Here is a 14473-nt window from a genome sequence, read left to right as displayed (position 1 = left end):
GTCTTTGCATGGATCTGTTAATAGCTGTAAATTGTATTTATGGCCTATATATAATATTTTAAATGTAAATAAATACTACTTAAAATACAAAGCATTGAAATGAACAGTGGTAACCGATATCATATAAATATATCAACCATGATGATAACTACTTCTCAAGCGTTTCACGCAAAGACGCGTAGAGCCCATAAATGTTAGTAAAAAGCGTCAGAGTAGAACTGAGATGCAGGCAAACTGAGATGCTTAGTAAAAATATTAAATGCGTCCTGTATCATTTCAGGCGACCCACAAGCGTAAACATCAAAAGAATGAAGGCTGTTGACCTCATCCAAAACGCAGTTCTGGACATAACCTACCACACCTTCCCAGTTGCCTTCAGCGGGCCTAGAGAGGATAGGAACAAACTCAAGACGAGCAAACTTATCAATGACAGACAATATCGTATCCATATAATAGAGGTCTTCACTATATCGGCATCCCCAGTAGAGTAAAATCTCTCTATTACTGTCGATATGTTCGGAACGTAACATAGAAAGAATTGGAGCCAGGCCTGTTCCTGTCGCGATTAAAAGTAAGGCACGTTTGGAAGCCAAATTAAACGTTGTTTCACCGTAAGGCCCCCTAATCCATAGGACGTCATTCAACACAATAGAGTTTCTTAAGTGTTTGGAAAACGCGCCACCTTCTCGATAGCGTATATGTAATTCAACATAGCCATCCCTGCGAGGATTATTAGCGACTGAATACTTTCGATATTTATTGACTCCAAACTCAACCTCTATGTAATCACCGGGACGGGCTGAAAATGATGAGCTAGCTGAAAGCTTGAGGCGCAGAATACACACCGACCCTTTATCTTCTTTAGAAATAACTAGTACCCCCTCCTTTATATACTTCTTACCAGACATACTGTTATCCTGGCTACACACAAGGTCGCTTTGTGGTAAAGCACAGCATGGCAAAATATAGTTTTCAACTATTTCGTCTGAGGTAAGACAAATAGTTGAGCCTTGAGGATATTTGATATCTCCGGAAACCAGTATCATTTTACAAACACGGCAGATACCTTTCACACAGCCATCCCGCAGATTGACGTTGTTATTTTTTGCAGACTCTAGGATTGTTTCACCTTCATTCGCTACGAAAGCGACTTCATCGGAATCAATATAAATACTAAAACTCATAATTAAACTAAACTCTTAATATATATTAGGGTGCACGACAAGTGATAAATAACAGGGCACGTGCAGGTTATATAGGTCTATCCTTAAGTCTCTAAGTCAATATTTAAAATTTTGATAAATTTGCATTCAAAATAGTGTCAGATTTTAAGTAGTGGAGTTCAAAAACGCTTGGTGATTGTTTTTGAACTCCAAATATACAAGAATAAAACTATTTTTAGTCAGTTCGGAAAGATTGTTAGGTCGATCATGCCCGATTCTTGTGCCGCACCGACTATATGACCAAATTCAGTATGCCACTGCACTATGCCACTGCACTATGCCACTGCACTATGCCACTGCACTATGCCATTTCACTCGACTCTATATGTGAAATATATTCGCGTGTGGAATCAACAAAATCCTTAGGCCTATATCCTCCACCAGATTCTTCAACTATAAAGTTTCCTTGATACCCCTCTTCCTTCATGAAGTTGATTACTTGATGATAATCAAAGTTTCCTTTCTTAAGAGGTAAATGAACGTGTTCGCCGTTTAAAACGTCATTAAAATGAGCGTTCTTTACACGGGGAAGTATAGATTTCAGTTTTTCAAAGTATTCATATGGGTCTTTTTTAAAATAAAACCCATGAAAATGTACTAAATCCAAGGTAAGCGAGATATTGCCCAACTGGCACAACGTTTCATGCTGTTCGTCAGAAAGTACAATATAATTTATCCGGTCGGGACCAGTATTTTCTAAAAGAATTTCGACGTTATTCTCTTCAGCAACAGCGAGTAGCGACCGAAGTGACTTAACAAGCTGGTTGAAATCGAATGCTGTAATACCTGACTGATCTAACTCGACATAGCCAGGATGTATGGTGTAAATTTCAGCTCCAATCTCCGCAGATTTAACTATGTAGCGGCTTAGGTAGTCAACAGCGCAACGCCTCGTAACTTCATCACTGCTGCAAATATCAGTTTGTTCTCCAATGTACGGAGCATGAGCCGAGTAGTAAACGCCTGTAGCTTTACGAATACGATTCAGCTTGTCGCACTGCTCATGCCAACTAGATTCGTCTGAGTCGATCATTTCACGCAAATCTTTTTCGAATTCAATTTCAATGCATTTAAAGTTAGCAGCTAGATCTTCAACTAGACCTGCTATATTTGATGGATTATCAAATATATTGGTTGAAAAACCAATTTTATGACTTAGATTCATTTCATTATTCCTTAGTTAAAACAATATTTTCGGGGTTGAAAGAGGCGAGTTTCTTACTAGACAGCTTGCTTCTGTAAAATTTTCTCTGTAAACCCAAGCTAATGGGATCTATAAATTCGTACGTTTCTGGGTTTTTATTAATCGCGTTCTGATGAATCCCTGCACATGTTGCAAAAGCATGTGAGCCTATAAGAGGTTTATTGGCATATGGATGTTTACCTATTACGTTATAAAAAAACTGGCACATTTCAACTGATTCTTTTAGTGTCACACTTGATGAAAACCTACCTTTATATCCCAAACCATGGTTAAGTACAGCAATCACTTCTTCAAGGGAAGCATTTCCACATCGTTCTCCAATTCCTCCTAACGTAACCTGAACTTCACGCACACCGGCTTCGATAGCTGATATAGTATTAGCTACAGCTAAACCTAGATCGTTATGAAAATGGCATGAAAACCTAACCTCCGGGTAAGAAGTTATATACTTATAGAAAAATTTGTACGACTCTAAAGGCGTCATTTGTCCTACTGTGTCAGCTAAACATATATCCCTTATGCCTCGGTCTATCAGGTACCTTATTTGTTGATTTAGATACCTGTCGCTTCCCCTAGTAGCATCTTCAAAAATAGCGTATATGTTCCCTTTATATCCGGCTTTATGAATTTGTTCTAAAGACTTTTCAAGAAGCGCCATTACTTGCGTAGAACTCATGTTCATTTTTTTGTTTAAATGAATTTCTGAACTAACACAGAGCAAATTAATTGTAGAGTTTTTAAAGTAGCTCAAAGCAGTGATTGTATTTGTAACTTCTGTCTCATTAAGACGGCACAACGCAGAAATATTCGTATCGCTAACAATCCTAGAAGCTTCCTCATATAGAGCTTGGTTATCTTTGTCAGTAACCATCCCCAACTCTATTACCGCCACGTTCAGTTTTGATAGTTTTTCAAGAGTATGAAGCTTCTGCTGATTAGTGAGTGAAAAACCAATGCCCTGCTCACCGTCTCGCATAGTGGTATCAAATAACCTAATATTATTCATGTAAAATAATCCCCATTGTTGTAATAAATAAAGTCATTGATATGAAAAGGCTTGTTAATATTGCACCAGTTGAGCGCGTAATAAAGAAAGCAATCATTATTGCTGAAACAGCAATGACATATCTAATCTCTAAATCGTGTATCATTGTCGAGTATGTGATATTTCCGAGGGTGACGTTTATAATTATGGTGCCCATAATGAAGCAGACTGCATATTCAACTGCTTTAGCTATAAACCCTGATGGTTTAAACACAAGCCTATTTGTCACAAAAGGTAATGCCTTTAAAAAATAACTAACAATCGAAACTACAACAAAGATAGTCATCATCATACTCCCTGCCTTTTGGCTCTGTTTTCTCTCAGTGCTAGAAGGAACCCAACAGTAATGGGAGCGCCTATTAATAACCAAGGGGATTGAAATTCAGCTAACATTGGCGCGCACACACCTCCGATAATTGTTGCTAATACTGTGAAACCTGGCCCAGTGTTCTTAGCTGTCAATATGGTAAAATGTAATGGTAAAATCATTTTTATAAACATATCCATAGAAGCATAATCAATTCTACTTGATAGTAAAAAACCGAATATGGTAGCGACTATAGCTATTAGATAACTTGGGATAGCGACGCCCAAATAATAATCGAATTGATCCTTCCCGTTGCTCAGACCCGAAGCTTTAAAATGGCTATGTGTGACAGCATAGGTACTTGCGCTAAACATTAACATTGAAGTTAGCACTTTTGCCTTGCTAACCCCCACGAAATACTGGACAGCCACCATTGACATAAATAGAAACCTGAAGTTTATCAATATGGTTAATGCTAGTGCCGCAATAAGCTGCCCATTACTAAAAGCATCGATTCCGCTAATTTGCAGTGGCGCTGCAAAGATAAGCGCAGTGCCCAACGCCGTATCAAGTAACTCCGCCCCTTTTTCATGGTACAAAGCACCAAGGGAAGAGAATACGAAAAAGAACGAAACTGCTGTTGGCAATGAAGAGAGCATCCCCTGCCTAAAATATCGCGTGATTACCATCTTCTAATCCTTATATTAATCGCTTATTAGAGTTCTAAATCGACCTTGTTCAAGAATATTTCTATATTTCTCGAAACTGCGGGTCATCACCTACGATCACAATGTCTAACATATACTTCCGATTTCTTTTATTATGCATATACCTACTGACGAAATAAATGTAGAGTCATTATTATCTTTTTCTTCCATTTTAAATAAACCCTATAGTTATATTTATATACGAGCATAATTATTAATGTCCGTATATTATATACTTATAAAAACACCCATTTATATGTGTTTTTATTATATGTTTATTATTTATTTATTATTTATTATTCATTATTCATTATTCATTATTCATTATTCATTATTAGGAGCGTACTCATCAATATATACGAACTACCGACGTTAAATAGTCAATTTAAATAAACACCTATAGTTATATTTATATACGAGCATAATTATTAATGCCCGTATATTATATACTTATAAAAACACCCATTTATATGTGTTTTTATTATATATTTATTATTTATTTATTATTAGGAGCGCACTCATCAATACATACGAACTACCGACGTTAAATAGTTAATTTAAATAAACACCTATAGTTATATTTATATACGAGCATGATTATTAATGTCCGTATATTATATACTTATAAAAACACCCATTTCTATGTGTTTTTATTATACATTTATTATTTATTTATTTATTTATTATTAGGAGCGCATTCATAAATATATACGAACTACCGACGTTAAATAGTTAATTTAAATAAACACCTATAGTTATATTTATATACGAGCATGATTATTAATGTCCGTATATTATATACTTATAAAAACACCCATTTCTATGTGTTTTTATTATACATTTATTATTTATTTGTTTATTTATTATTAGGAGCGCATTCATAAATATATACGAACTACCGACGTTAAATAGTTAATTTAAATAGATAACAAGAACTGACTAATTCTGCTTTGGTGTTTTATTATTATACATTTTATGATCTATATCGCGTAATAACGCCTGCAATGATATCGTTCTCTCACGCCTCAATGAGATACCAGAAGATACAGAGACATCAAGCTTTTCACCCGTTTCTTTAATACTGAAACTGAATCGCTGTAAACGCGTAAATGAGTCAGAGACTTCAGGTACTATTTTATTGAGGGTAAGTACAAACTCGTCCCCGCCAATACGATATGCTTTTCCTGGCCAATAACGTTGAATATACTGAGCAAGTGCGACAAGCACTAAGTCTCCTACATGATGACCATAATTATCGTTAATACTTTTGAAATTATTAATATCCATATAGACAAAAACACACTCACTTTTAACCCCAGATTTGAATCTACGAGTCAGTGCTCGTCGGTTACCTAGTTTAGATAACAAATCTGTCGTAGTTTGAATATATAAATAATAGGTAAATAAAAGTAAGAACATAACAACGCAAGTAAAAGAAACCTGAGTAAACCGAATATATTTTTTTTTCTGCTAACAAAGCAGATTTCCAATCAGGCTGTAATCCATGAAAATTGACTATGTACTTCACATTAACGAGAGGAAACGCTTCAGAAAACAGCATCGCGTAATCTTTCCCCAGCGCTGTACGTTGAAAGGCCATAGATACACCCGTGGAGATTTCGGTAGATATAGATTTAGCCTGAGATACAGGTAGAATTCTACGCTCTGTTGTCATTAATTTATTGAAATTACCTTCCCCTATTGGGACGTAATCTACATCTCCATTAAGTAAAGCTTCAACCATCTTATCTTGGCTTGAAAATCTAGATAAAGGTTTTTTAGGTAATCGCTGTGTAATAACATCGTCGAAGTAATCAGCCTCTACAAGGCCTATCCGCTCACCAACTAATTCAGATAGTTGTTGATATTGATTTGTCTTATAACCAGCACGACTGATCAATAGTAAATTAGGTTTATAATAGGGTTCACTAAAATAGAATTTTTCTTTACGAGAATCAGTAATAGTCATCGCCCCTAGCATATCAATTGATTTTTTATCTAAGTCGTTATAAATATCTGCCCAGGGTTCATCAACGCCATTCACTAATTGCGTTTAGCATATGTTTACCATTAGATTGTTAAATGACTAGGATCGTATTTATTACGATTAATTATTAAAGTCCTGATGCTATGTTGCTTACCAATGCCCCCACTAACGCGCGCATCAACAACAATAGCTATATCACCAAGTTGGTAATCTGGTATGCTCAATCACTGGGGCACCAAAGATCAGAGCAATGCAGATTACTGAAGAATTAGAACCCCATCGTCGTTCATTGTATTGCGGTAGCATAGGTTATTTATCGGCACATGGGCATATGGATACCAGTATTACTATCCGCACTCTATTGTGTGATAGCGGTGAGATATATTGTTGGGCTGGCGGTGGTATTGTCGCAGACTCGGTAGGCGAAGAGGAATATCAAGAAACATTCGATAAATTAGCAAAAATATTACCTATACTTTAGCTGATTAATGGTAACGCATTGAGAAACAACTAAATCATTGTTTTTCAATGTTTAATTTATTCCGCTCGTTATGCATATAGTTACATTTAACTGTACAAAGTCACCTGTTGACCGCCATTTAATCGCCGTTATCCAGACTATGAAAATGTTTAATACAAACGCTGTGCAGTAATATTTCAGTGCAGGGGTAGGAAGTATTTCATTCACATATTTCATTAACGTCTTCTATCTTATATTTCGACAGAATGTATGGCTTAGAGTTGAACTTTAAATGGTATAGCTCGCATTACAGAAATCTATTCCTATTACTTTCTAAATATTCCCAAGCACTATGGATAAATACAACGAACCCAGAAGTGCCGAGAATAAAACTGAAATCAGTTAGATACTCATCTAATTCTACATTGTAATAAATGCTAATTGCGATCATTAAAATGCATATGATAAATCTTATATAGTGTTTTGATATTTTCTCTAGTAGTGTAGTTATACAAACAAATGACACTATTAGAATAATTGCGTTTAGCATATGTTTACCATTAGATTGTTAAATGACTAGGATCGTATTTATTACGATTAATTATTAAAGTCCTGATGCTATGTTGCTTACCAATGCCCCCACTAACGCGCGCATCAACAACAATAGCTATATCACCAAGTTGGTAATCTGGCATGCTATCCAATATTTTATCGAAAACATAACCCTTAACAGCCAACCCAGCAGCCCCCCCCAGCCAGTTTATTATATGGATAGATTGGAGCGACAACCGCAGCTCCAATAATGTTAGATGTTGTTTTAGCTAATTTCGTATTTTTTTTATTTTCGGATTCAGTAGTTGCAGTATCCATCGGCTCATATAAAGCAATATTCAATTCGCAGCGCCTATTACCAGCCAACATTTGATTATATATTTTAATTGAGAACTCTGTCACATATTTATTTAATTCTGTATTTTTATGGAATAGTGCGGTTCTAATTTTAGATAATTCAATTGGTGTCGTGATATTGACATTCCAAAGTCGGCGCGTTCGTCCTTTGTATGTTATTAATTTAGATTCCATCATTATCACCTACAATTACAGTAAAAGAACAATGTTATCATGTCACTACAGTTATAAAGCATGAAATTAGAATGGTTTACGCTTATCTCTTTTCTACGTTATGCCAGTAAATGAACTTGTTCTAAGTCATATCTGGACAACACCTTTGTGCTGAACCTTACATTACATTTTAAACGGGGTTTAACATGGGTTGGGGGAACTACAAACTCGATTGAAAGCTGTTGTAATTTTTAGGCGGAATTACATAATCAGTAACAAAAAAAGTGCTTATTGCTACGCAATAATGACTTACATCACCGCCCTAAAGGACAGTGTTTTCGTCAAAGGTGATAAAAATGCAATAAGAAAATCCAGTCAACAGCAGAGATGAAATAGTTCAGATATTGGAAGCAGCAATTAACTCATAACAAGAAACCTCAACTTAGTATTTTTAATCGTGCTTAGCTTTTATTGAATTTATCAACCCTCGCGCCCCACCTACTGCGCTAATTATTAATGATTGAGCAATATAGCCTATACTTTAAATGAGGTATCTAGTATTTTAGTTAATGAACATAATAAATCAGTGAATAAACTAAAGTACATTATTTCAAGATTATAGTACTTCATTTCAACTTAATGAGTTGCAAGGACGCGTATGGATATTAATTCTTTAACTTCACGTTTTGTACTGTCGCCTAGCAGTAAATCGGTGAGTAAATTATCCAAAATGTTTACGCCTGCGGCCGTGCTATTTCCTATTGTCGAACGAGAGCAAGAACTAAACCTAATTCTAACTCGTCGTGCGTCACATCTGCGCCACCACAGTGGTCAAATAGCGCTGCCAGGCGGTAAAACAGAAAAAACTGATAGTTCATCCATCGCCACCGCATTACGTGAAACCCATGAAGAAATTGGTATTCCAGCCAATAAAATTACTATTTTGGGAACACTGCCTAGTCGACCAACGATTAGTCTCTATTATGTCACCCCAGTCGTTGCCTTGATCGACAGTGATTACCAATCCAAAATTGATCCCAATGAAGTCGATGAAATTTTTGAAGTGCCGTTATCTTTCCTGCTCGATGATGAAAATCATATTATCGAAAAGAGTTTATTTAAAGGTAAGTACCGTGAAGTGACTTTTATGCCTTGGGGTAAATATCCGATATGGGGTACAACAGCGGCAATAATTAAAGATTTTTCGAAACACATTAGTTCGAATTGAACGTTAAAACCACGCCGTGAAGCGTGATCCTAAATAAAAACTATAGCCAAGTCCGAGGTTCTGAAACAACATCAACTAACGCTTGTTGCGCTTCATTCTGCGGTTCTAGATCATCATAGTGCCAACTGGCAAGCGGAGGCATAGACATCAAAATAGACTTCGTTCTCCCCTTGCTTTGCAGACCAAAAATAGTGCCACGATCAACAATCAAATTAAATTCCGCATAACGGGTGCGACGGAATAATTGGAACTCGCGTTCTTGTTCTGTATACGGCTGATTTTTGCGTTTAGCAATAATTGGCGCATAAGCTTGTGTATAACCCTTAGCAACAGATTCAATAAAGCTTAAACTTTTCTCAATATCCCACTGATTCAGATCATCATAAATAATACCACCAATACCACGATACTCTTCACGGTGTGGCATATAGAAATATTCATCTGCATCTTGTTTAAACTGTGGGTACAGCTCATCACCAAATGGAGCGACAGCATCACGCGCCACGGTATGAAAATGACGAGCATCATCTGCGTACAAATGAATTGGCGTTAGATCAAAACCACCTCCCAACCACCAATGCTGTTGACCGTCATTATCAGTCACCATAAACATGCGTACATTGGCGTGACTTGTCGGTGCATGCGGGTTACGTGGATGAACCACTACCGACACGCCCATCGCTTGATATGACATACCTGTAAATTGCGGACGTTTAGCCGATGCAGCCGCCGGTAATTTATCACCGCTTACCATCGAAAAGTTTACACCCGCGCTTTCATATACTTCACCGTCGCGTAATACACAACTAGTGCCCTGACCAAGATGACTAGTCCAATGATCAGCGATAAACTCGCCGTTGGTTTCTTCAGCCTGAAAAGCCGTGATAATTGATTGTTGGATATTACGAAAAAATGATTCTAGGTCATTAATACTAACTGACATAACTACCTTGCTTATCACTTAAACAGCAAACATTGAGGCCGAATGCTATCTAAAAATATGATTAATAAAAATACACTCACACAGATGAGTATGAAAAGAAATCCAATTGCTTTAGCTTAAGGTTCATCCCTCAGCCAAAGCAATTGGAAATATTATGCAGAGATCTCAGCGTAGAGATCGCAAAATTGCAGTGTCACTTTATGCTTAGGCGCACAATTGATCAAGGGCTGAGAAATATTATGTGATTCTTTTACTTTCACGGAGCTGTGGATCAGGGTATTTAAAATCGGTAAATTTTCCGATCTTAATTCTGCAACCAGTTTTTTTGGTAAACTAGCTTGCCCTTGGTACTGGTTAACCACAATCCCTTCTACCCGTAATTTATCATTATGATCTTGTCGTGTTTCTTCAATATTGGCTAATAAACTATATAAACCACGACGTGAGAAATCATCACAATCGAAGGGAATTAAACAAGTATCCGCGGCAATCAAGGCCGACAAACTATAAAAGTTAAATGCTGGCGGTGTATCGATATAAATTTCATCGTAATCACGCCTTAATTTCACCATAGCATCACGCAATTTATAGATTTTATGTCGTTGTTCTAATTTAACAATCAATTCACCAAGCAATTCTGACGCTGGCATAATGGCAAGATTAGAAAATGCCGTCTGCGCGATAAAGTCATGATAAGGTCGCCCTTTCATAATAATATTTAATGTCTGCTCAAAAAACTCAGCAGCACTAAAATCAACCTTATAATCATTTCCTAATAAATAGGCACTGGTATTACATTGACTATCTAAATCGATAATAAGCGTACGCTTGCCTTCTGATGCAGCGATAGCAGCCAAATTACTACAGATCGTAGATTTACCTACGCCACCTTTTTGATTAAAAACAACACGGATCACGAGACACTCCCTTCTCTAATAATTATTTAATAGTTTAACTCTCTAACGTTGATTTACAGACTATCGACTCGACCTGATGTAACAGCAATAACTTCGCAAGTTCTTCTGGCGGTTCGATATCAGTAAATAGCTTATTAACTTGATTCACATTACCAATGTTAACCATAGCATTACGACCGAATTTTGTGTGATCAACAGGTAAAAATACCTCTTGTGAACATTCAATGATAGCTTGTGTCACGCGCACTTCTTGATAATCAAAGTCGAGTAATGAACCATCCATATCTAAACCACTGATAGTCACAATACCGAAATCCATTCTAAATTGCTTAATAAAGTCGACAGTTGCTTCACCAACAACACCTGCGTCTTTGTTACGCACTTCCCCACCAGCCACAATCACTCTAAAATCAGGTTTCTGCATCAAAATCGTCGCAACATTCAGGTTGTTGGTCACAATTCGTAAATTAGTATGGGTAAGTAATGCGTGCGCTAAGGCTTCCGATGTGGTGCCGATATCAATAAATAACGATGAACCATCAGGAATTCGCTCCGCCATCGCTTGTGCTATTTTCATTTTACCTTTAGCTGTTTTTTGTTTACGGTTAACGTATGAATCATTAACCACACTGCTTTCTAATAATGAAGCACCACCATGATGACGGCGAACCAAGTTTCTTTCAGCTAATTCATTTAAATCTCGGCGGATTGTTTGCGGGCTGACTGAAAAATGTTCAACTAAGACTTCAGTACTAACAAACCCTTCTTCTTTAACCAGCGAAATTATTTTTTGATGACGTGTATTTTGTCTCACATCTTTCTCCCTGCTACCCCTAATGTAATTATCGAAAGGGAGTTAAAATTTACACTTAGTTTATATCATATTTACACCCGTAAACCTGAAAAATAGCGTCAATAAACAAAGTTTAACCTCATTTTGAGATATACTAATGGCTGAACATCAATAATTTCAAGTTGCCATCAACAAGTTCAACATTGCAAGCAACGTCTATATTCAAGTAACTAAAATACAATGAGACTATAATAAATGGCTTCAGATCCCGATAAATTACTTAACAAGCATCCCGGATTAACCCATTCAGAACTCCAAAAAGTCACTTCTCATGTACAAAGAGAAAAAGACGAATGGTACCTCAATACAGTCATGATAGAAGGCCACAGCGTACCTTTCAAATTTAAACGCAAAAAGCCTTATAGATCATTAACCGGTGTATACGTCAATCTGACTTACTACCCTGAGGTCGAAGACGTCGCAGGATTCAAAATAGAAATTATGCATGTGGTCAGAATTAAAAAAACATAAGGTGTTTTTATGTAAGTATTGGTATGTATTTTTTTATATTGTGATTAGGCTTGTTGCAAGCATTTCAGCGAGTTACACTAGAGTAAATATTACTAAACTTAATGTATGATTCGAGGGAACGACCAGATGAGTAAATCTAAAATCATTGCAGGTATTGCAGCTGTCGGTATTATCTTTTATGCAACGGCCATTTATTGGAGCATTGAACCAGATAATTTCAGTCCAACACAAATCACGGAAGAGTTAACTAAAAACAATACTGATATTGCGGTAGGTTCTTACACCACCGCCACGCTGATTAAAACACTTCAAACATTAGATGACAAAAATGGCGGTTACCTCAGTAATTCAATATTACCACCTGCAGTTTTGATGGATAACATGCCATCATGGGAATATGGATTATTAGAGCAATCGCGTGATCTGATGTTAGTATTACGTCGTGACTTAAGCCGCTCACAAACGCAGTCAACTGAAAATAAAGACCTACAAAAAGCACACGGTTCGTTAAACGTTGGACATAAACGTTTATTCCCAACGAATGCCAATTCTGAATACAAAAAGACAATCGTTGAACTTCAAAAATACCTAGATAAATTAAATGATTCGCAATCACAAAATGCACAATTTTATGCGCGTGCAGATAACCTTGCTGAATGGTTTAAACAAGTAGAAAAGCGTCTTGGTTCATTATCACAACGTTTAAGTGCGTCAGTTGGTCAATACCGTATCAATACTGATTTATCGGGTGATCTTGGCGCTGAGCAATCCACACTCACAGAGTCAGGTTCTACCGTTAAAACACCATGGTTAGAAATCGATAATGTATTCTGGGAAGCACGTGGCTCTTCTTGGGCACTATATCACTATTTAAAAGCAGCACGTATTGACTTTAAAGGTGTACTCGAAAAGAAAAATGCCTTAGCAAGTGTTGATCAAATCATCCTTGAACTAGAAGCATCACTTCAGCCTGTAAACAGCCCTATGATTCTAAACGGCGCTGGTTTTGGGATGTTTGCTAACCACTCTCTGGTAATGGCAAACTACCTTTCTCGTGCTAATGCAGCCGTAATTGACCTACGCAGATTACTAGAACAAGGTTAATAACGAACTTTGAGTATCATTAAGCCTGTAACAGTGTTACGGGCTTTTTTGTGTCTGAGATTCATGACAAACTACAGATTCATAAACCATTTATTATGCGTTAAGCACAACGCAACGTGGAGATATCAGCAATGCAAACAGTATTAATTACCGGCGCTTCAACAGGGATCGGTTATCACGCTGCTGTCACCCTGAAAGCGGCAGGTTATCGTGTTTTTGCAACGGCGAGAAAGACGCAAGACGTGACGAGGTTAATTGCTCAAGGTTTTGAAAGTGTGCAACTGGACTTAAGTTCTACAGCCTCTATTACTGCTGCGGTCGCACATATAATCCAACTCACCGATGGCAAGATTGATGTGCTGTTTAATAACGGCGCTTATGGTCAACCTGGCGCTGTCGAAGATTTACCAACAGATGCGTTGCGTGTTCAATTTGAAACCAATGTCTTTGGCTGGCACGAGCTAACCACACAAATTATCCCATTAATGCGCGCCAATGGCCGCGGCCGCATTATTCAAAATAGCTCAGTTCTAGGTTTAGTGACGATGAAATATCGCGGGGCATACAACGCAAGTAAATTTGCGCTAGAAGGACTAACAGACACGTTAAGACTGGAGTTATTAGATTCCCCAATCAAGGTATCACTTATTGAACCCGGCCCTATTGTAAGCCAATTTAGAGCCAATGCATTGTCAGCCTTTCAAGCCAATATTGATATCGAAAATAGTATCCACAGTGCTGATTACCAACAACAAATTAGTCGGTTGGGTAAAAAAGACGTCAGCAACCAGTTTACTCTAGGCCCAGAAGCCGTCACCAAAGCACTTATTCATGCTATCGAAAGCAAAAATCCGAAAGTCCGTTATTACGTAACCTTTCCAACCTATTTATTTGCCTTGTTAAAACGTATTTTACCCTTTAGAGTATTAGATAAAATATTAGCTAAATCAGGCTAACATTCC

Annotated in this window: 15 protein-coding genes and 1 pseudogene; 5 read left to right on the top strand and 11 right to left on the bottom strand. The window is 37.1% G+C overall.

Features of this window, described 5'->3' with window-relative positions; all coding sequences use genetic code 11:
• Positions 1-194 precede the first annotated feature (194 nt).
• The 7 genes from HWV03_RS04515 to HWV03_RS22515 form a co-directional block, all read right to left on the bottom strand.
• Entirely contained in the window at positions 195-1184 is a 990-nt protein-coding gene (locus HWV03_RS04515) for an FAD-binding oxidoreductase (protein ID WP_211678660.1), read from the bottom strand.
• A gap of 340 nt (positions 1185-1524) precedes the next feature.
• On the bottom strand, positions 1525-2388 hold the full coding sequence (locus HWV03_RS04510; protein ID WP_211678658.1) for a sugar phosphate isomerase/epimerase family protein: 864 nt from the start codon (positions 2386-2388) through the stop codon (positions 1525-1527).
• A gap of 4 nt (positions 2389-2392) precedes the next feature.
• A complete protein-coding gene (locus HWV03_RS04505; protein WP_211678657.1) occupies positions 2393-3433 on the bottom strand; it encodes a LeuA family protein in 1041 nt (346 codons plus the stop codon).
• A complete protein-coding gene (locus HWV03_RS04500; protein WP_211678655.1) occupies positions 3426-3764 on the bottom strand; it encodes a hypothetical protein in 339 nt (112 codons plus the stop codon). The genes HWV03_RS04505 and HWV03_RS04500 overlap by 8 nt, the downstream gene beginning before the upstream one ends.
• Positions 3761-4468, bottom strand: a complete 708-nt coding sequence (locus HWV03_RS04495; RefSeq protein ID WP_211678653.1) for an AzlC family ABC transporter permease — start codon at positions 4466-4468, stop codon at positions 3761-3763. The genes HWV03_RS04500 and HWV03_RS04495 overlap by 4 nt, the downstream gene beginning before the upstream one ends.
• A 957-nt stretch (positions 4469-5425) precedes the next feature.
• Entirely contained in the window at positions 5426-5905 is a 480-nt protein-coding gene (locus tag HWV03_RS22520) for a GGDEF domain-containing protein (protein ID WP_255547067.1), read from the bottom strand.
• Positions 5844-6530 (bottom strand): substrate-binding periplasmic protein, encoded by a 687-nt coding sequence (locus HWV03_RS22515; RefSeq protein WP_255547066.1) that lies wholly within the window; start codon positions 6528-6530, stop codon positions 5844-5846. Before HWV03_RS22515 ends, HWV03_RS22520 begins: the two co-directional genes overlap by 62 nt.
• A 163-nt stretch (positions 6531-6693) precedes the next feature.
• On the opposite strand from HWV03_RS22515, the pseudogene HWV03_RS04485 reads away from it, so the two are divergent.
• Positions 6694-6954, top strand: a pseudogene (locus HWV03_RS04485) (chorismate-binding protein); the annotation flags it as partial.
• 705 nt (positions 6955-7659) lie between these two features.
• Here the strand turns inward: HWV03_RS04485 and HWV03_RS04480 are convergent.
• Positions 7660-8019, bottom strand: coding sequence for a hypothetical protein (locus HWV03_RS04480; protein WP_211678651.1), 360 nt, complete (start codon positions 8017-8019; stop codon positions 7660-7662).
• 634 nt (positions 8020-8653) lie between these two features.
• Here HWV03_RS04480 and HWV03_RS04475 point away from each other — a divergent pair.
• Positions 8654-9223, top strand: coding sequence for a CoA pyrophosphatase (locus tag HWV03_RS04475; RefSeq protein ID WP_211678649.1), 570 nt, complete (start codon positions 8654-8656; stop codon positions 9221-9223).
• 40 nt (positions 9224-9263) lie between these two features.
• Here the strand turns inward: HWV03_RS04475 and hemF are convergent, their stop codons facing one another.
• The 3 genes from hemF to HWV03_RS04460 all read right to left on the bottom strand — a co-directional run bounded on the left by hemF (position 9264) and on the right by HWV03_RS04460 (position 11897).
• Positions 9264-10166 (bottom strand): oxygen-dependent coproporphyrinogen oxidase, encoded by a 903-nt coding sequence (gene hemF, locus HWV03_RS04470; RefSeq protein WP_211678648.1) that lies wholly within the window; start codon positions 10164-10166, stop codon positions 9264-9266.
• Between the two features lie 152 nt (positions 10167-10318).
• Complete coding sequence (locus HWV03_RS04465) at positions 10319-11083, bottom strand: ParA family protein (protein WP_211678646.1); 765 nt, start codon at positions 11081-11083, stop codon at positions 10319-10321.
• Positions 11084-11117: 34 nt separating this feature from the next.
• Positions 11118-11897, bottom strand: coding sequence for a DeoR/GlpR family transcriptional regulator (locus tag HWV03_RS04460; RefSeq protein WP_211674263.1), 780 nt, complete (start codon positions 11895-11897; stop codon positions 11118-11120).
• Between the two features lie 234 nt (positions 11898-12131).
• On the opposite strand from HWV03_RS04460, the gene HWV03_RS04455 reads away from it, so the two are divergent.
• The 3 genes from HWV03_RS04455 (at position 12132) to HWV03_RS04445 (ending at position 14467) form a co-directional block, all read left to right on the top strand.
• Positions 12132-12407 (top strand): hypothetical protein, encoded by a 276-nt coding sequence (locus tag HWV03_RS04455; RefSeq protein ID WP_211674262.1) that lies wholly within the window; start codon positions 12132-12134, stop codon positions 12405-12407.
• 126 nt (positions 12408-12533) lie between these two features.
• Positions 12534-13511: a DUF2333 family protein gene (locus HWV03_RS04450; RefSeq protein ID WP_211678644.1), complete on the top strand. Its 978-nt coding sequence runs from the start codon at positions 12534-12536 to the stop codon at positions 13509-13511.
• Between the two features lie 131 nt (positions 13512-13642).
• Positions 13643-14467: an SDR family oxidoreductase gene (locus HWV03_RS04445; protein ID WP_211678643.1), complete on the top strand. Its 825-nt coding sequence runs from the start codon at positions 13643-13645 to the stop codon at positions 14465-14467.
• Positions 14468-14473 lie beyond the last annotated feature (6 nt).

Origin of the sequence: Moritella sp. 36 (genome assembly GCF_018219415.1) — a bacterium.
Taxonomy (GTDB): Bacteria; Pseudomonadota; Gammaproteobacteria; order Enterobacterales; family Moritellaceae; genus Moritella.
The sequence above is the reverse complement of the archived record's forward strand: the minus strand, read 5'-3'. Positions and strand labels throughout refer to the sequence as shown.

Bases quoted from the DNA above. Each gene is read 5' to 3' on its own strand.
- HWV03_RS04495 (WP_211678653.1), bottom strand. From the start codon at position 4,468: ATGGTAATCACGCGATATTTTAGGCAGGGGATGCTCTCTTCATTGCCA.
- HWV03_RS04475 (WP_211678649.1), top strand. From the start codon at position 8,654: ATGGATATTAATTCTTTAACTTCACGTTTTGTACTGTCGCCTAGCAGT.
- HWV03_RS04445 (WP_211678643.1), top strand. From the start codon at position 13,643: ATGCAAACAGTATTAATTACCGGCGCTTCAACAGGGATCGGTTATCAC.
- HWV03_RS04510 (WP_211678658.1), bottom strand. From the start codon at position 2,388: ATGAATCTAAGTCATAAAATTGGTTTTTCAACCAATATATTTGATAAT.
- HWV03_RS04515 (WP_211678660.1), bottom strand. From the start codon at position 1,184: ATGAGTTTTAGTATTTATATTGATTCCGATGAAGTCGCTTTCGTAGCG.
- hemF (WP_211678648.1), bottom strand. From the start codon at position 10,166: ATGTCAGTTAGTATTAATGACCTAGAATCATTTTTTCGTAATATCCAA.
- HWV03_RS04480 (WP_211678651.1), bottom strand. From the start codon at position 8,019: ATGATGGAATCTAAATTAATAACATACAAAGGACGAACGCGCCGACTT.
- HWV03_RS22520 (WP_255547067.1), bottom strand. From the start codon at position 5,905: ATGTTCTTACTTTTATTTACCTATTATTTATATATTCAAACTACGACA.
- HWV03_RS04505 (WP_211678657.1), bottom strand. From the start codon at position 3,433: ATGAATAATATTAGGTTATTTGATACCACTATGCGAGACGGTGAGCAG.
- HWV03_RS04450 (WP_211678644.1), top strand. From the start codon at position 12,534: ATGAGTAAATCTAAAATCATTGCAGGTATTGCAGCTGTCGGTATTATC.
- HWV03_RS04455 (WP_211674262.1), top strand. From the start codon at position 12,132: ATGGCTTCAGATCCCGATAAATTACTTAACAAGCATCCCGGATTAACC.
- HWV03_RS04500 (WP_211678655.1), bottom strand. From the start codon at position 3,764: ATGATGATGACTATCTTTGTTGTAGTTTCGATTGTTAGTTATTTTTTA.